Source organism: Actinomadura litoris (genome assembly GCF_009733595.1).
Taxonomy (GTDB): domain Bacteria; phylum Actinomycetota; class Actinomycetes; order Streptosporangiales; family Streptosporangiaceae; genus Spirillospora; species Spirillospora litoris.
In genome coordinates this window covers 315,574-332,191 of record NZ_WOFH01000012.1, presented here as the reverse complement: position 1 = coordinate 332,191, position 16,618 = coordinate 315,574, and the positions used below count along the sequence as shown (strand labels likewise).

17 protein-coding genes are annotated in these 16,618 nt (G+C 73.2%); 8 read left to right on the top strand and 9 right to left on the bottom strand.

Annotated features, from left to right (window positions below; translation table 11 throughout):
- Positions 1–48: 48 nt before the first annotated feature.
- From GNZ18_RS30865 to GNZ18_RS40945, 3 genes are read right to left on the bottom strand one after another with little or no spacing between them, the layout of a single operon-like run.
- A complete protein-coding gene (locus tag GNZ18_RS30865) occupies positions 49–1,299 on the bottom strand; it encodes a cation:proton antiporter (protein ID WP_216651487.1) in 1,251 nt (416 codons plus the stop codon).
- A 57-nt stretch (positions 1,300–1,356) separates the two neighbouring features.
- Positions 1,357–2,664: an RCC1 domain-containing protein gene (locus GNZ18_RS40950; protein ID WP_173390932.1), complete on the bottom strand. Its 1,308-nt coding sequence runs from the start codon at positions 2,662–2,664 to the stop codon at positions 1,357–1,359.
- A complete protein-coding gene (locus GNZ18_RS40945; protein WP_173390931.1) occupies positions 2,661–3,413 on the bottom strand; it encodes a hypothetical protein in 753 nt (250 codons plus the stop codon). The genes GNZ18_RS40950 and GNZ18_RS40945 overlap by 4 nt, the downstream gene beginning before the upstream one ends.
- A 362-nt stretch (positions 3,414–3,775) precedes the next feature.
- Between GNZ18_RS40945 and GNZ18_RS30855 the strand changes: the two genes are divergently transcribed.
- Positions 3,776–4,162 carry a VOC family protein gene (locus GNZ18_RS30855; protein ID WP_156220118.1) on the top strand — a complete coding sequence of 129 codons (387 nt, stop codon included), beginning with the start codon at positions 3,776–3,778 and terminating at the stop codon, positions 4,160–4,162.
- An 84-nt stretch (positions 4,163–4,246) separates the two neighbouring features.
- On the opposite strand, the gene GNZ18_RS30850 is transcribed toward GNZ18_RS30855, so the two are convergent.
- Positions 4,247–5,026: an SDR family NAD(P)-dependent oxidoreductase gene (locus GNZ18_RS30850; protein ID WP_216651486.1), complete on the bottom strand. Its 780-nt coding sequence runs from the start codon at positions 5,024–5,026 to the stop codon at positions 4,247–4,249.
- A 177-nt stretch (positions 5,027–5,203) separates the two neighbouring features.
- Here GNZ18_RS30850 and GNZ18_RS30845 point away from each other — a divergent pair, with 177 nt between their 5' ends.
- Together GNZ18_RS30845 and GNZ18_RS30840 are read left to right on the top strand one after the other, a co-directional pair.
- Positions 5,204–7,324 (top strand): MMPL family transporter, encoded by a 2,121-nt coding sequence (locus GNZ18_RS30845; protein WP_156220116.1) that lies wholly within the window; start codon positions 5,204–5,206, stop codon positions 7,322–7,324.
- Between the two features lie 153 nt (positions 7,325–7,477).
- Positions 7,478–8,896 carry a nucleotide disphospho-sugar-binding domain-containing protein gene (locus GNZ18_RS30840; protein ID WP_156220115.1) on the top strand — a complete coding sequence of 473 codons (1,419 nt, stop codon included), beginning with the start codon at positions 7,478–7,480 and terminating at the stop codon, positions 8,894–8,896.
- 28 nt (positions 8,897–8,924) lie between these two features.
- Here GNZ18_RS30840 and GNZ18_RS30835 read toward each other — a convergent pair whose 3' ends face one another.
- From GNZ18_RS30835 to GNZ18_RS30820, 4 genes are all read right to left on the bottom strand, one after another.
- The gene (locus GNZ18_RS30835; RefSeq protein ID WP_156220114.1) at positions 8,925–9,602 is read right to left on the bottom strand and encodes a DUF6084 family protein; all 678 of its coding nucleotides are present in this window, start codon (positions 9,600–9,602) and stop codon (positions 8,925–8,927) included.
- Positions 9,599–10,063: a NifU-related iron-sulfur-binding protein gene (locus tag GNZ18_RS30830; protein WP_156220113.1), complete on the bottom strand. Its 465-nt coding sequence runs from the start codon at positions 10,061–10,063 to the stop codon at positions 9,599–9,601. Before GNZ18_RS30830 ends, GNZ18_RS30835 begins: the two co-directional genes overlap by 4 nt.
- Positions 10,060–10,263 carry a hypothetical protein gene (locus GNZ18_RS30825; protein ID WP_156220112.1) on the bottom strand — a complete coding sequence of 68 codons (204 nt, stop codon included), beginning with the start codon at positions 10,261–10,263 and terminating at the stop codon, positions 10,060–10,062. The genes GNZ18_RS30830 and GNZ18_RS30825 overlap by 4 nt, the downstream gene beginning before the upstream one ends.
- 93 nt (positions 10,264–10,356) lie before the next feature.
- The gene (locus tag GNZ18_RS30820; protein ID WP_156220111.1) at positions 10,357–11,295 is read right to left on the bottom strand and encodes an SDR family NAD(P)-dependent oxidoreductase; all 939 of its coding nucleotides are present in this window, start codon (positions 11,293–11,295) and stop codon (positions 10,357–10,359) included.
- A gap of 102 nt (positions 11,296–11,397) precedes the next feature.
- Here GNZ18_RS30820 and GNZ18_RS30815 point away from each other — a divergent pair, with 102 nt between their 5' ends.
- Positions 11,398–12,246: a helix-turn-helix domain-containing protein gene (locus GNZ18_RS30815; RefSeq protein ID WP_214620117.1), complete on the top strand. Its 849-nt coding sequence runs from the start codon at positions 11,398–11,400 to the stop codon at positions 12,244–12,246.
- On the opposite strand, the gene GNZ18_RS30810 is transcribed toward GNZ18_RS30815, so the two are convergent.
- The gene (locus GNZ18_RS30810; protein ID WP_312874851.1) at positions 12,243–12,692 is read right to left on the bottom strand and encodes a lamin tail domain-containing protein; all 450 of its coding nucleotides are present in this window, start codon (positions 12,690–12,692) and stop codon (positions 12,243–12,245) included. The two genes, GNZ18_RS30815 and GNZ18_RS30810, sit on opposite strands and share 4 nt — an antisense overlap.
- 251 nt (positions 12,693–12,943) lie before the next feature.
- On the opposite strand from GNZ18_RS30810, the gene GNZ18_RS30805 reads away from it, so the two are divergent.
- The 4 genes from GNZ18_RS30805 to GNZ18_RS30790 all read left to right on the top strand — a co-directional run bounded on the left by GNZ18_RS30805 (position 12,944) and on the right by GNZ18_RS30790 (position 16,587).
- Complete coding sequence (locus GNZ18_RS30805) at positions 12,944–13,477, top strand: 2,4'-dihydroxyacetophenone dioxygenase family protein (RefSeq protein WP_156220110.1); 534 nt, start codon at positions 12,944–12,946, stop codon at positions 13,475–13,477.
- 73 nt (positions 13,478–13,550) lie between these two features.
- Positions 13,551–14,822: an MFS transporter gene (locus GNZ18_RS30800; protein ID WP_156220109.1), complete on the top strand. Its 1,272-nt coding sequence runs from the start codon at positions 13,551–13,553 to the stop codon at positions 14,820–14,822.
- The gene (locus tag GNZ18_RS43840; protein ID WP_173390916.1) at positions 14,819–15,841 is read left to right on the top strand and encodes a 2,3-butanediol dehydrogenase; all 1,023 of its coding nucleotides are present in this window, start codon (positions 14,819–14,821) and stop codon (positions 15,839–15,841) included. The genes GNZ18_RS30800 and GNZ18_RS43840 overlap by 4 nt, the downstream gene beginning before the upstream one ends.
- Positions 15,838–16,587, top strand: a complete 750-nt coding sequence (locus GNZ18_RS30790; RefSeq protein ID WP_156220108.1) for an SDR family NAD(P)-dependent oxidoreductase — start codon at positions 15,838–15,840, stop codon at positions 16,585–16,587. The genes GNZ18_RS43840 and GNZ18_RS30790 overlap by 4 nt, the downstream gene beginning before the upstream one ends.
- The last annotated feature ends 31 nt before the right edge of the window (positions 16,588–16,618 follow it).

The window sequence follows — 16,618 nt, the reverse complement described above, 5'->3', positions numbered from 1 at the left end:
ACACCTCAGCCGCCGCGCTTCCCGCGCGGCGGCTGAGGCGTTCCGCGCTCAGGGGGCCGAGGTCGCCTTCAGCGGCGGGGCCGTCCGGACGCTGTGCTCCGGCGTCAGGACGGCCAGCAGCGGCCCGGTGATGAACGTCGTCACCAGCGCCATCAGCACGAGGACCGTGAACAGCTCCGCGTTGATGATCCCCGCCTCCAGCGCGACGTTGAGCGCGATCAGCTCGGTCAGCCCCCGCGCGTTCACCAGCGCGGCGACCACCGCCGACTCGCGCGGCCGCAGCCCGTTGAGGCGGGCGCCGAGGTAGCCGGGGACGAGCTTGCCCCCGATCGCGACGACCAGGATCACCGCCAGCAGCGCGAGGCCGCCGCCGTCCACCGTGCCGATGTCGAACGACAGGCCGGTCGTGACGAAGAACAGCGGCAGCAGCAGGCCCGCGCTCTGCTCCATCGGCTCCAGGATCTCGGCGTCGGGCACCCCGTCGCGGCGCGGCATCGCCAGCCCCGCGACGAAGCCGCCGAAGACCGGGTGCAGGCCGAGCCGCGAGGTCGCCCACGCGGCCGTGAGCGCGAGGACGAGCGCGAGCGGCAGGTGGTTCGCGGCCAGCGCGCGCGGCCGGTCCATCCAGCGCGCCACCAGCGGCCGCACCACCCCGAACATGACCGCGAGGAACACGATCAGCATCGCCAGCGTGACCTGCCACGGCCGGTCGGAGGCGTGGCCGGTCCCGGCGAGCGCGGCGGCGAGCAGCAGCCAGGCGGCCGCGTCCATGAGCCCCGCGGCGGCCATCGACACCGTCCCCGGGGCCGTGGCCGCGATGCCCCGTTCCCGGACGATCGCGGCCAGCACGGGAAGCGCGGTGATCGACGTCGCGACCGCCAGGAACAGCGTGAAGGCACGCGTCCCGGCGTGGTCCGGGTCGACGTTCGCGAACGTGCCGTCGAACAGCGACAGCGCGCCCAGCGTCAGCGCCATCGGCGCCACCAGCGCGAGCACCCCGACCGTGAGGGCGCTGCGCCCCTCCCGCCGCAGCAGTCGAAAGTCGATCTCATATCCCGCCACGAACATGAAGACCACGATGGCGATCTGCGAGAGCACATTGAGGAATGGCTGCACCTCCCCGGGGAAGAAGCGGGACGTCGGGTCGCCGGGAAATCGTCCGAGCAAGGTGGGCCCGAGCGCGATCCCGGCGAGGATCTGCCCGAACACGGTCGGCTGCCCCAGCCGGCGCGCGACCGCGCCCAGCAGGGTGGACGCCGCCACGATCAGGGCGACGTCGCCGACCACGATGGTGGTCACCGTTTCCGTCCGCACGGTCAGTTCCGTCCGGTCATCTCTGGGAATCCCTTCGGAGCGCTAGTTCGGGCGTCGCCGCGTCGCCAGAAAGGCGGCGAATACAGCGGCGGTGAGAATGAGAAGGCCGATCTCCGCGGCCCTTCCGGCGAGGATCCCGTCATCGGGATCGGACGTCGCGGCGGCCGCGGCCTCGTGCTGGTGCACACCATGGTGCGCCGGTGCGGCGGCCAGGCCAACGACCGAGCCCGGTGTCCGGTTGAGGGGTTTCACCGTCCCGTCGCCGAGCTGACCGGCGGTGTTGAGCCCCCAGCAGTCGATGGAGGAGTCCCGGTAGGCGAGGCAGGTGTGCCCGCCGCCGCCGACGAGGAGCGCGGGGTCGAGCCGGACGTTGCGCACCCGCACGGGCCTGGAGGCGTCCGCGGTCGTCCCGTCGCCGAGCTGACCGAAGTCGTTGCGACCCCAGCACCACAGCGTGCTGTCGCCGAACACCGCGCAGGTGTGGTCGCCGCCCGCCGCGAGCTGCGTGGGTCCGCGTTGCAGGCCGACGACCCGCCTGGGCACCGGCGAGGGCTTCGTGGACCCGGTGCCGAGCTGCCCGTGCCTCCCCTCGCCCCAGCACCAGGCCGAGCCGTCCTTCACCAGCGCGCAGGTGTGGGAGTCCCCGGCGGTGAGCCGGACGGGCGCCGAGGGCAGCCCCTTCACCTCGACCGGCGCGCCGGAGGACGGCCCGCCGCCCCCGTCCCGCCCCCAGCACCAGGTGGACCCGTCCCTGAGCACGGCACAGGTGTGCGCCGCCCCCGCGACGAGCTGCGCAGGCGGCGACGGCAGCCCCCTGACCTCGGCCGGACCGGACGGCCCGCCGCTCCCGTCCCGCCCCCAGCACCAGGTGGCGCCGCTCTCGTAGGCGACGCAGGTGCGGTCGTCCCCGACCGCCAGCAGGCGGACCTTGCCGGTCAGCCCCCTGACCGGAACGGGACGGGTGGAGTCGGCGCGCGTGCCGTCCCCGAGCTGCCCGTACCCGTTGCTCCCCCAGCACCGGACGGTCCCGTCCCCGAGCAGCGAGCACGTGTGCCCGCCGCGCGAGAGCGTGGTGGTGGGCGCCGCCACCGGCCCCTTGACCTCGACGGGCCTCGCCGAGGAGACCGTGGTCCCGTCGCCCAGCTCCCCGTGCCGGTTCCCGCCCCAGCACCGCATCGTCCTGCCGCCGAACAGCGCGCAGGTGTGGTCGGCCCCCGCGACCATCGCGGTGACCTCCTCACCCGCCGGGACCGCGCCGGGTGCCGCGGCCGCCTGGGCGGGGGCGCACGACATCGAGGCCACCAGGAGCCCCAGCCACGCCAGAAGCGGGATCGACCGCGGCCCTCTCACTTGTCCTCCGCGGATGCGCGACGGCCGAGGCGGGCGCCGGTCACGCCGAGGGCGGCCAGCACCAGGAGCCCGGCGGCGGCGATCACGAACCAGCCCTTCCCGCCCGAACCACCCGAAGCGCCGTGCTGCGTATGCACGGAGGCGGCTCGCGGCGCGGGCGCGGAGGCGGATGCGGAGGTGCCGGGCTGCTCGAAGCGGAAGGTCCCCGCTTCCGGATTGCCGTCCGCCCAGGTGAGCGTCACGACATTCCACTCGCCGATCAGGTCGCCGTTCGCGTCGAGCGGGAAGGTGTACCGGCCCCCGCCGGGCTTCGCGCACAGCGCGCCCAACAGGTAGGTGCCCGACCGCAGCGCCGCCGTGATCGGGACGCCGGCCCGGCCGTCGCTCGTCCACCGCGCGTCGAGCCTCATCGCACCGCCGGACCGCAGGTCGCCGAGCGAGCGGTACCACAGGGACGAGCCGTCCGGCATGTTCGCGGCCTGGCGCGGGTCGAGGCTCCCGTTCGGCGCCCCCCGCGCGATCGCCACCTCGGCCGGCACGATCATCGGCGACCACGTCGTCACCCCTCTGGGGCAGCGCAGCGCCGCTCCGTCCGCGACCGTGAGGCCGATCTCCGGAACGCTCCCGGAGACCGCCGTCGGCCGCACCCCCGGCGACGCCGACGCCGGCGGCGCCCCGGCCACCAGCGTCGCGGCCACCACCCCGGCGCCGCACGCGGCCCACCCCCACTCGCGAAGGCGCACCCTCATGGACACAACCCCTCAGTTCGGGGCCGCCGGTGACCGGACGCCACGCCCGCGGCCGACGGCGCATACGGTCCTCATCCAGGACTCATGCTCGTGGCCCGAGGTCAGTGCCGCTTCTTCCCGAATGCGACCTCCGTTCCGGCCGCCCCGGGACGCGGGAACACCGGGACACCGCGAGGAGAACGTCCGGCCACCGCGCGCCGAACACCGGCCATTCCCCCCGACTGGCACGAGTCAGACGGGGTCCGCGTTCGCATGACAGTGCTGGGCACGACGTGGTTTGCTGAGCCGGCGCCGATCCGACCGACCGGATCGGCGCGTCCGTGTAAGGAAAACAATCGCGTTGGCGAAAGGACGTCCGGCCCATGGACCTCAGACTCGAACTGCTCCCGATCCCCGTATCCGACACCGATCGGGCGATCGCTTTCTACTCCGAGAAAGTCGGATTCAAGCTCGACCACGACATCACGCCCGGCGGCGGCATGCGGATCGTGCAGATGACCCCGCCCGGCTCGTCCTGCTCGATCGGCTTCGGCGACGGCTGGGTCGGCACCCCGCCCGGCTCGATCCAGAACCTGCACCTCGTCGTCGACGACATCCGCGCCGTGCACGCCGAACTCTCCGGCCGCGGCCTGGAGATCAGCGAGATCAACGACATGTCCGCCCCCGGCAAGCCCACGGTCTCCTACGCCTACTTCGCGGACCCCGACGGCAACAGCTGGGCCCTCCAGCAGATGGCCCGCCGCACCTGAGGCCCCCGCCGGCACGCGGTGCCGGCCAGGGTCCACGAGACGCCGCTCCCCGTCTCGTGGACCCTGGAACCACCGCACGGTCGGCTAGCCGGCGAACATCTGGGTGGCGTTGACGAAGGTGCCGGTGATCGCGGACGCGCGGTCGGAGGCCAGGAAGACCGCGACCTCGGCGACCTCGGCCAGGGACGGGGAGCGCTTGAGGATGCGCATGCCGTCCAGGTTGTCGAGGATGCCCCGGAGCGCCGCGCTGTCGACCCGCATCTCGCTGTTCACCGAGCCGAGCAGTTCCGGTGTCAGGGTCTCGGGGATGCCCGCCGCCCACAGGCCGAGGACGCGGACGCCGCTCGCCCCCACCTCCTGGGCCAGGTTGCGGATGTAGGCGTCGATCGCCGCGTCCGCGGGGCCGGTGCTGCCCATCATCGGGCTGCCGTGGGCCGAGCCGCTGTTGAAGGCGAGGATCACGCCGGAGCCCTGCTCGGCCATGTGCCGGACGGCGGCGCGCGAGGTGATGAACGTCGTGGTGATCCCCTTGGTGATGGCCCGGGTGAAGTCGGCCGTCGCCATCGTGGCGAGGGGCATGCCCTGGGCGTCGCCCCGGTTGACCAGGTTCAGCGAGATGTGCAGGCCGCCCCGGTCCGCGACGGAGCGGGCGTGCGCGTCGACGGCGTCCTCGTCGAGGGCGTCGACGACCGCCGCGTCGGCCCGGCCGCCCTCGGCGGCGATCTCCTTGGCGAGCCGGTCGAGCCTGTCCCGCGTCCGTCCGGTGAGGAAGACGTGGGCGCCCTCGCGCGCGAACGCCTTCGCGATGCCCGTGCCGACCGCGCCACCGGCCCCGTAGATGACCGCGTTCTTGCCGTTGAGCATCATGTTCTCCTCCAGCGGTTGTGTGCCGTCTGTTGAGACGGGTGGTGGCCGTGAACCTCATCGCGCTGTTTCCGCCGTGCTGACCTGCGGTATCCGGGGACGCGGTGAGTTTTCCGCGGGGGTGCCGTCATACAGGTACCGCCGACCGCGGAGCCCACTCGACCGTCAGGAGCACGGATGGACAGCACGCTTGGAATCACCCGGTTCGTCAGCGGGCGACGAAGCAAGTGGGTCGTCCTCGTGGTCTGGCTGCTGCTGACGATCACGGTGGCCGGGCCGCTGGCCGGCAGGCTCACGGGCGCCGAGGACAACGACTACACACAGTGGCTCCCGGGGAACGCCGAGGCCACGAAGGTCCTGGAATTGCAGAAGAAGTTCCAGCCCGGTGACAACGTGCCGGTGGTGGTGGTCTACGAGCGCGCGTCCGGGATCACGGCGGCCGACCGGGCCAAGGCCGCCGCGGACGTGCAGGCGTTCGCCAAGGACGAGGGCGTCCTCAACCGGATCGTGGGGCCGATGCCGTCCGCCGACGGCAAGGCGCTCCAGACCGTGGTGCCGATCCAGATGGGCTCGGACGGCACCACCAAGATCGTCAAACGGGTGGACGGGGTGCGCGACACGGCGGGCCCCGGCGCGAACGGGCTCGCGGTCCACATCACCGGGCAGGGCGGCTACCTGGCCGACACCACCGACGCGTTCTCGGGGCTCAACTCGACGCAGTTGCTGTTCACGGTGCTCGCGGTCGTGATCATCCTGCTGTTCGCCTACCGGAGCCCCGTCCTGTGGATCCTGCCGTTCCTGTGCGCGATGCTCGCGCTGACCAGCTCGCAGGCGTTCATCTACCTGCTGGCCGAGCACGCCGGGCTGACCGTGAACGCGCAGGACACCGGGTTCCTGCTGGTGCTGGTGTTCGGCGCCGGCACCGACTACGCGCTGCTGCTGCTCTCGCGCTACCGGGAGGAGCTGGCGCGGCACGAGGACCGGCACGAGGCGATGGCGATCGCGCTGCGCCGGGCCGCGCCGGCGATCATCGCGAGCGCGGCCACGGTCTCGGTCGGGCTGCTGTGCCTCCAGTTCGCGCAGATGAACAACACCAAGGGGCTCGGCCCGGTGCTGGCGATCGGCATCGCGGTCGGCCTGGTCGTGACGCTGACGCTGATGCCCGCACTGCTGGTGATCTTCGGACGGTGGATCTTCTGGCCGGTCAAGCCCCGGGTGGACGCCTCGGAGGCCACCAGCGCCCGGCTGTGGGCGCGGATCGGGACGCGCATCGCGGCGCGCCCGCGCATGGTCTGGATCGGCACCGCGCTCATCCTCGGCGTCCTCGCCCTCGGGAACCTCCAGCTCCACAACACCGGCCTTGAGTCGCAGGACGCGTTCACCAACGACCAGCCGTCGGTGACCGGCCAGGAGGCCCTCGCCCGGCACTACCAGGCGGGGCAGCAGGGCCTGCCCGTCGTGGTGATCGGCAACGCCGCGGCGGCGCAGGAGCTGCGGCAGACGCTGAGCTCCTCGGACGGGATCGCCTCGGTCAGCACCCCGGTGACCAAGGACGGCCTGGTCTACATGGAGGGCACGCTCAAGGCGCAGCCCGACAGCGACGCCGCGCTGACGACGGTCTCGCGCCTGCGCACCGCGCTGCACGCGGTCGACGGCGCGGACGCGCGGGTCGGCGGCCAGACCGCGCTGACCAAGGACACCAACAGCGCCTACGACCACGACACCAAGCTGCTGATCCCGCTCGTCCTGGCGGCGGTCCTGCTGATCCTCGTCGTGCTGCTGCGGGCGCTGGTGGCGCCGCTGGTGCTGATCGCCACCGTCGTCCTGTCGTACGCGGCGGCGATCGGGGTGAGCGCGGTGCTGTTCCACAACGTGTTCGGGTTCGCGGGGACCGACACCTCGTTCCCGATGCTGGTGTTCGTGTTCCTCGTGTCGCTCGGCGTGGACTACAACATCTTCCTCATGACGCGCGTGCGCGAGGAGGCGCGCGAGCACGGCACCCGGCAGGCCACGCTGACCGGGCTGACCGCGACCGGCGGCGTGATCACCTCGGCCGGGCTCGTGCTGGCCGCCACGTTCGCCGTCCTCACGACCGTGCCCGTCGTCTCGTTCGTCGAGATGGGCACGGCGGTGGCGCTCGGCATCCTGCTCGACACCTTCGTCGTGCGGTCGGTGCTCGTGACGTCGCTGACGATGGACATGGGCCGCCGCATCTGGCTGCCGAGCGCGCTCGCGAAACGCGAGGACGCCCCCGTCCGCGACGCCGAGGCGAGCCTGGAGCCCGCGCCGCGGACCTAAAACCACTCCTCACCCCCTGTGCTCCGGGGCGGCCTCGACGACGAGGCCGCCCCGGAGCGATGTCCAGGGGGTCCGCTGAGCAATCCACGAGGTGCCCGGGGCGCGCGCCGCGGCGGACGATGCTCGTGACCGCCAGTGTCCGAAGGAGATCCGATGCGCGTTCTGTTCACCATCTACCCCAACTCGCTCGCGCACCTCTACCCGGTCGTGCCGCTCGCGTGGGCCCTCCAGAGCGCCGGGCACGAGGTCCGGGTCGCCTCGCACCACAGCGCCGCCGAGCAGATCATCAGCACCGGCCTGTCCCCCGTCCAGCTCGGTGACACCGACGTCCCCGAGGTGCGCCTCACCGACGAGGCCAACCCGCCGAAGACCCCGGAGGAGGTCGACCGCTACACCCGCGCGCTCGGCCTGGACGACCGGGAGCGCGAGTTCTGGATCACCTTCTACCAGTACCTGTTCGTGCCGATGTCGGACTACGTCCGGGTCGACCGGTCCGAGGCGGAGCACCTCGTCGACTTCGCCCGCGCGTGGAAGCCGGACCTGGTGCTGTGGGACGTGACGGTCCCGGCCGGCGCGGTGGCGGCGCGGGCCTGCGGCGCGGCGCACGCCCGGCTCGGCAACGGCGAGGACGTGCTGTCCTTCAGCCTGGAGAAGCTCGCCGAGCGCGAGGCGCAGGTCAGGGCCGCCGGGCTCGACCCGAACCCGCTCGCGACCCTGATGGCGCCGCTGGCGGCGGAATACGGCATGGAGGTCGACAGGGAGCTGCTCCTCGGCCAGTTCACGGTGGACTCGATCCCCGAGGGCATGCAGCTCCCCACCAACATCACGCGGGTGCACATGCGGCACGTCCCGTACGCGGGCGCGCAGGAGTTCCCGGAGTGGCTGCGCGAGCGGCCGGAGCGCCCCCGGGTGGCGATGTCGCTGGGCGAGTCGACCCGCCGGTTCATCCGCGGCGACTGGGACCGCACCCCCAAGATCATGAAGGCGCTGGACGGCCTGGACGTCGAGGTCGTGGCCACGCTGAACGACCTCCAGCTCGACGGCGTGGAGAAGATCCCCGAGAACGTCCGGCAGATCGAGTGGGTGAACCTGACCCACCTGCTGCCGACCTGCTCGGCGATGATCCACCACGGCGGCATCGGGACCTACTCGGCGGCGGTCCCCGCGAAGGTCCCGCACCTGGTGTGCGACATCGAGGGCGAGTCGCTGATGCTGAAGCCCGTCCAGGAGAAGGACGCCTCGCGCACCGGCACGCTGCTGCCCGGCCTGGAGATCGGCAAGCGGGAGGACCGGGAGGCCGACGGCCCGCCGCCGGTGTTCGAGCTGCCCGCCAAGAAGGTCGAGGCGACGCCCGTCTCGAACTTCGTCATCGCGCAGGGCTCGGGCGCCCGGCTGGACCACCGGGCCCAGTCGGTCGAGGAGATGCGGGAGCTGATCCGCGCGGTCGCGACCGACGAGTCCTACCGGCGGGGCGCCGAGGCGGTCTACGACCAGTGGCTGGCGACCCCCAGCCCCGCCGACGTCGTGCCCGTCCTGGAGCGGATGGCCGCCGAGCGCCGCGGACGCGCCTGACGAGGGCCCGGCCGGCCGGTGGACGGGGTCACCGCGTCCACCGGCGCCGGCCCCCGCTCCCGCGCTCGGGTTCGGCGACGCGCAGCAACTCGTCCACGGCGTCGTCGAAGGAGGCGAGCGCCCGCCGCGCCCGGTAGGCGGCGAGCCGGTCGAAGCGGTCCTCGTCCAGGCGCAGCCAGCGGGCCGAGCCGTAGTAGCGGTCCATGAGGTCGCGCCACAGGCCGATCGTCAGCTCGCCCGTCGCCTGGTAGTGCCAGGAGATCTGGCCGGTGCGCAGCGCGCCGTCCGCGTCGGGGTAGAAGACCGTGCCGCTGAAGGACAGGTCGATCGGCACGTCCCCGTCCCGCAGCGCGTTCAGGTACTGGTCGGCGGCGACCTGCATGTCGTGGCCGCACGGCAGCCCGAGCGTCAGCTCCGTCGCCCCCCGGAACGCCGGGACGGTCGCGGTGATCCGCGCCCAGGTCAGCCCGTGCAGCGACCGGTCCCACAGCTCCGGCGCGCCGAACACGCCCGCGAGCCGGTCCTGGTCCTCCCCGTCGTAGCCGCGCCGGGCCGCCGCGATGCTCACCACCGTCGTCAGCAGGACGCACTGGACGGGCCCGCCGTCCGCGCGCCGCAGCCCGACCAGCAGGTTCAGCGTCGGCGTCGCCGCGCACCGCTCGGGCTCGATGCCGAGCAGGTCCAGGGCCAGGTCGGGAGCGCTCACGGCCGCGGCCCGGTCGAGCGCACCTCGACCCGCTCCAGCTCGGGCGCCGCCGCCCGCACCGCCCGCACGACCGCGGCGGCGACCGGCGCGGGCACCTCCCCGCCGGCGGCCCCCTCGCCGGCCACGACCAGCTCCACCGCGGCGCCGTCGATGCCCGCGACCTCGGCGCGGGCGCGGTGCCCGGCGAGGAAGGCCTCCATCGCGCCGAGCGCCCGCCCGACCCGCACCTCCGGCGGGTCGGGATGCAGGCCGTGCGCCATCAGCAGGTGGCGGATCAGCTCGTCGCCGGTCAGCGCGGCGTCCGCGCCCGCGTTCGCCGCGATGCGCTGCACCCGCTCCAGCGCCTCCCCGTACAGCTCCACGAGGGCCCGGACGGTCCGCGCGGCCTGCGCGTCCAGCCGTCCGAGCAGCCCCTCAAGGTCCTGTACGTGCTCGCGGACCCGCGCGTCGTCCCAGCTCATCGCGTGATCGAACGCATCGCGCGGACGAACGGCCCGTAGGAGAGCAGGACGCCCGGCGGGTCGCCCCCGGCGCGCTCACCGCGCGGCGCCGGGCCCGGCGGGGCGTCCGCGGCCGTCCCCCCGTCGTGCCTCGTTCGCTCGGACGTCCACAGGGTGCTCCCCTCGTCCACCCCGGACGCCGTCGGCGCGGCGCTCGCCATCGATCCCCTCCCACCGGACAGGTCGGCGTCTCCGTCTTCGAGGGGGTCGATCTCCCCCTGCCCAGCGGAAACCCCGTAAAACACCCCGCGATCTCAGGTGAGGCGCTCGGAGAGGGCCCAGAGGCGGTCGGCGGTGCCCGGGTCCAGGGCGTAGGGGAGGTAGTGGCCGGTCGGGGGGTCGCCGGGGCCGGTCCAGGGGGTGCCGATGGCGCAGTTTTCGAGGTATCTGCCGCCGACGCCGTCCAGCTCGGGGGCCACGGCGGCCCAGACGGAGGTGGCCGCGCCCTGCTCCGGGGTCTTCCAGCCGCGCGGGTCGAAGACGCCCGACCAGCCCATGTCCGCCAGCTCCTGGCGGGGGATGTGCCGCTGGAGGCCCGTCATGATCGCGCCGGGCATCACCGCGTTGGCGGTGATCCCCTCGGCCGCGTGGCGGGCGGTGAGGCCGACGGCGAACAGGGCGTTGGCGGTCTTGGACCGGCCGTAGGCCTGCCAGGGGTCGTAGGGGCCGCGCTCGTAGTTGGGGTCGTCGAGGTCGACGTCGCCGCGGCGGTGCGCGCGCGAGGACAGCACCACCACGCGCGCTCCCCCGGCGGCGCGGAGGGCGGGCAGCAGGCCGGCCGTGAACGCGAAGTGGCCGAGGTGGTTGACGCCGAACTGGGACTCGAACCCGTCGGCGGTCCTGGTCAGGGGCGTGGCCATGATCCCCGCGTTGGCGACCAGGAGGTGCAGCGGCCTGCCGGTCTCGACGTGGCGGCGGGCCCAGCCGGTGACGGAGGCGAGGGAGCCGAGGTCCAGCGGGCGGAACACCACCTCGCCGCCGGTCTCCGCGCGCAGCCTCGCCGCCGCGGCCTCGCCCGCGCCGGGGTTGCGGGCCGCGAGCACGACGCGGGCGCCGGCGGCGGCGAGGGCGCGGGCCGTCTCCAGGCCGAGGCCGGACGCCCCGCCCGTCACGACCGCCTCCTTGCCGGACAGGTCGTGCCCGGCGATCACGTCCATGGCGGTGGAGTCCGCCCCGAAGGTCGTAAAGGTCATGCCGCCGAGGCTGGCCCACCCGGCGCCGGGGTGTGAGCACCCCCGCGTTCCTGGCAGTGACAGGGTCACCCGCGCGCGGGGCGGTGCTGGGACACTGGTGCGGTGTCGAGTGAGCTCGGCGTGTTCCTGCGCGCCCGCCGTGCCCGTGTCCGGCCGTCCGAGGTGGGGCTGCCGCCGGGTCCAGGCGCGCGGCGGACGCCCGGCCTGCGCCGCGAGGAGCTGGCGGCGCTCTCCGGGGTGAGCATCGACTACTACATCCGGCTCGAACAGGGCAAGGAGACCAATCCGAGCGGGGCCGTCCTGGACGCGCTGGCCCGCGCGCTGCGGCTGGACGAGGAGGAGCACGCCCACCTCTACGCGCTGGCCGACCACGCGGCCCGCCGGACGCCGCCCGGACGCGGCGCCGCCGACCCGGCCGTCCGCCCGGCGGTGCGGCTGCTGCTGGAGAACCTCCGCCCGTGCCCCGCCTACGCGCTGTCGCGGACCGGCGACGTTCTGGCGGCCAACCCGGAGGCCCTCGCGCTCTACGCGGGCCTGGCCGACTGGCCGGAGGAGCGGCGCAACACCGTCAGGTACGTCTTCCTGCATCCGGCGGCGCGCCGCCTCCTCGCCGACTGGGACCGCTCGGCCGCCGGGTGCGTGGCGAACCTGCGCGGGGTCGCCGCGGCCGACCCCGACGCCCCCGACCTGGCCGCCCTGGTGGACGAGCTGGACGGGCGGAGCCCGGAGTTCGCGGCCCTGTGGCGGCGCTACGACGTCCGGCACCGGCGCGGCGAGGAGAAGACCTTCCGCCATCCCGAGGTGGGAGAGCTGACCCTCCAGGTGGAGTCCCTGCGCCTCACCGGTACCGGACAGCGCGTCACGGTCTACCAGGCGTGGCCCGGCACCCCGTCCCACGACGCCCTGGCGCTGCTGTCCATGGCCGCGGGGACGGGGCGCACCGCCCGCTAGCAGTACTTGCTGGACCCCTTGCTCCCCCACGAGCACGAGTCGGCCGTGCTGCCGTTCGGGTAGCGGAGGTAGGCGGTGTCACCGTTGTTGTTCCAGACGTAGCTCGTCCGGCCCCAGTAGCGGTGGGTCGCGCTGTTGCGGCCCTTGCCCGTGTGGATGTAGACCGACTTGCGGCCGCCGAGGGTGAACGTCCCGAAGGTGTAGGTGTAGCCGGTCTTGTCCCGCAGCTTGTAGCCCCTGAGCTGGCGCGACGACCTGGAGGTGTTGGAGAGCTGCACCCACTCCCCGTTCAGCGAGGAGTTCGAGCGGTTGTCCTTGCCCGGCGAGTCGAAGTAGACGCGGTGGATCTGCACCGCGCTCGCGGCCTCGGCCGGCGCGGCGGCCAGCAGCGCCGCTCCGGTCGCTCCGGCGATGGCGACCGCCCCCATGACGACGATTCTCTTCACCCCGTGGGTCCCTTCTGTAGTGGATCCCCAGATGTACCGGTAAGTGGGGATCGGTACCTGGGTTATCGCGGGTCATGGCCATGTGCGGGCCTCGTGGCAACCGGAGCGGGCGGTGGGGCGTCGCCGCTGATCATGCGGCGTCCGGTCAGGGGCGGGTCATGTCTTGGATGTGCAAACCGTGGCGTCTGCCACACGAAAGACGGGGACCGGCAGAACGGGGTTCACTCGCCGCAACGAGAGGAGCCGTTCACATGCCCGAAACCCCTGGTTCTGAGTTCTGGAAGAACCTCAAGCCGATCGAGAACTCGTTCAAGCCCGACGCGCTGCCCGAGGTGTACCTGTCCAACGTCGCGACCGACGACGACCGGTACTACGTGCCGTTCACCGACACGGTCGGGTCCCGGCCGCTGTGGATCAACGTCAAGGACAACACCTGGTCCGACATCCTGCGGTCCAAGGAGGCCGGGCTCGTCAACCGGCACTACCACCCGCACGAGGTGTTCGCCTACACGATCTCCGGCAAGTGGGGCTACCTGGAGCGGCCCTGGACCGCCACCGCGGGCGACTTCGTCTACGAGGCCCCGGGCGAGGGCCACACGCTCGTCGCCTACGAGCACGAGGAGCCGATGAAGACGCTGTTCATCGTCAAGGGCCCGCTGATCTGGCTGGACGAGAACGGCGAGACCGAGGGCTTCTTCGACGTCCACGACTACATCGACATGTGCCGCAAGCACTACGAGAAGGTCGGGCTGGGCGCGGACTACGTCAACTCGCTGTTCCGCTGACGACCGTCCGCTGAACATGGGCCCTGGGGCGCCGGCCCAGGCCGGGCCCCCCGAGAAAAACCTGGACCCTGACATGACCCAGATCCTGACGCGCACGGCGCGTGGGGCGGCCGACCGGTACGAGAACCGGCTGCTGCTCATCCTGTTCCTGGCGTTCGGCTTCGTGTTCTTCGACCGGCAGGCGCTGGCGTTCCTCGCGCCCTACATGGACGACGACTTCGGACTGTCCAACTCCCAGCTCGGCATCCTGTCCGGCGTGCTGGCGCTGACCTGGGCGCTGGCCGGGATGTTCGCCGGGAGCCTGTCGGACCGGCTGGGACGGCGCAAGCCGATCCTCGTCGGGGCCGTGCTGCTGTTCTCGGTGTTCTCCTCCGCGTCCGGGCTGATGACCGGGTTCATCGGGCTGCTGGCCGCGCGGGCGCTGATGGGCACCGCCGAGGGCGCGGTGCTCCCGATGTCGCAGTCGCTGATGGTGGAGGCGTCCCGCGAGTCGCGGCGCGGCCTGAACATGGGGCTGCTCCAGGGGTCCTCGGCGGGCCTGCTCGGCGGGATCGTCGCGCCGGTCGTGGTGGTCTGGATGGCCGACACGTTCGGCTGGCGGACGGCGTTCTTCGTCACGATCATCCCGGGGCTTATCGTGGCCGGGCTGATCGCGAAGTTCGTCCTGGAGAAGCCCCCGGCGGGCCGCGAGGACGCCGAGCCGGCCAAGGCCGCGCAGGCGGCGCCGAAGGTGCCGGTCAAGGAGGTCCTGAAGCTGCGCAACGTGGTGATCTGCATGCTGATCGCCCCGTGCTACCTCACCTGGTTCGTCACCCTGATCACCTTCACGCCCAAGTACCTCACGGACGAGAAGGACTGGAGCTCGGGCACGATGAGCGCGGTCATGACCTGCCTCGGCGTCGCCTGGGTGGTCTGGGGCTTCGCGACCCCGGGGATCTCCGACCGGATCGGGCGCCGGCCCGCGCTGATCGGGTTCACCGCGCTCGCGGTGTGCTGCCCGATCGCGGTCGTGTACGTGAGCAGCCCGGTGCTGCTGGGCGCCCTGATGATCCTCACCTACACCGGCCTCGGCTGCTTCACGCTGTTCATGGCGACGATCCCGGCCGAGACCGTCCCGCGGGCGGCGCTGGCCACCGCGCTCGGCGTGATCATGGGCGTGGGAGAGCTGGCGGGCGGGTTCCTCGGCCCGCTGGTGGCGGGCTGGGCGTCCGACACCTGGGGATTCCAGGCCGCGATGTTCATCGCGGCGGGCGGCGCCGCGCTGGTGGTCGCGCTGTCGTTCGGGCTCCGCGAGACCGCGCCCGCGGTGCTGCGCCGCTCGGGGAAGACGGAGGTGACCGCGTGAAGGCGGCCGTCTGGTACAAGGCCCGGGACGTGCGGGTGGAGGACGTCCCGTCCGCTCCCCCGGGGCCCGGCGAGGTCGCGATCACGGTCGCGTACTGCGGGATCTGCGGCAGCGACCTGCACGAGTACGCCGACGGGCCGCACGCGATCCCGGTCGGTGAACCGCACCCCGAATCCGGACGGCGCGCCCCGCTGACCCTCGGGCACGAGTTCAGCGGGACGGTGGCGGAGGTCGGCCCCGGCGTGGAGGGCCTCTCCCCCGGCGACCGGGTCGCGGTCGAGCCGCACTACCGGTGCGGCGAGTGCGCCCGCTGCCTGGCCGGCGAGTACAACCTGTGCCGCCACTTCGGGTTCGCCGGGCTGATGGGCGACGGCGGGCTCGCCGAGCGGGCCGTCGTGCCGTCCTACATGCTGCACCGGCTCCCGGACTCCGTCTCGCTGGAGCAGGCGGCGGTCTTCGAGCCCGCCGCGGTCGCGCTGCACGCCGTCCGGCGGTCGGGGCTGGTCCCCGGCGAGAGCGTCGCCGTCGTCGGGCTCGGGCCGATCGGGCTGCTGATCGTCCAGCTCGCCGCCCGGTACGGGGCGGGGCGGATCACCGCCTCCGACCCGTCGGAGAAGCGGCGTGCGCTGGCGGCGCGGCTCGGCGCGTCCGAGACCGTCGGCATCGGGGCCCTGCCGCCCGGGGACGCCGACGTGGCCTTCGAGGCCGTCGGCACCGAGGGGACGCTGCGCGACGGCCTCGCCGCCACCCGGCGCGGCGGCCGGGTGGTCCTCGCCGGGCTCGGCGGGATCTTCGAGTTCGACGCGTTCGCGCTGGTCAACAACGAGCAGTCGATCATCGGGACGGTCGGCTACCGGGACGCCCACCCCGAGCTGATCCGCCTCGTCGCCGAGGAGGGGATGGACTTCACCCCGATCGTGACCTCGACCGTCCCGCTCGCCGACGTCGTCGGCGGCGGATTCGAGACCCTGCTGGGCGCGGGCTCCAAGGAGGAGATCAAGGTGCTGGTGCGGCCATGACCAACGACACCGAGGGGCTCGCCCCGGGCCTGTTCGCCGGGCGGCGGGCGTTCGTGACCGGCGGGACGTCGGGGATCGGCGCGGCGACCGCCGTGCTGTTCGCCGAGCTGGGCGCCGAGGTGACCGCGCTCGGCCTGCGCCCCGCCGACGAGGGCGAGCTGCCGGAGCATCCGGCGGTCCGCGTCGTCGAGCACGACGTGCTGGACGGCGGCGGCCTGACCGGGCTGATCTCCGAGGCGGGACGGCTGGACGTCCTGGTCAACTGCGCGGGCGTCAGCCACGACCGCGACGAGTACGACCTGGAGCGCTGGCGGCGCGTCCTGGAGATCAACCTGACCGCCACGATGATCGCCTGCCAGGCCGCGCGGCCCGCGCTCGCGCGCGCCGAGGGCGGCGGCTCGATCGTGAACGTCTCCTCGATGTTCTCCTTCACCGGCAGCCGCGACCGGCCCGCCTACAGCGCCAGCAAGGGCGCGGTCTCCCAGCTCACCAAGTCGCTGGCCGCCGAGTACGCGGCCGACGGCGTGCGGGTGAACGCGGTCGCGCCCGGGTTCGTGGTCACGCCGCTGGCCCGGGGCCTCCTGGACGACCCGCCCGCCGCCGAGGCCGTCCGCGCCCGAATCCCGTTCGGACGCTACGGGCGCCCCCGCGAGATCGCCGCCGTGAACGCGTTCCTGTGCTCGCCCGCCGCGTCCTACATGACCGGCGCGGTCCTTCCGGTGGACGGAGGTTACCTGGCCGTATAGCGGCGAACACGACATAGGCTCCTATTTCAGG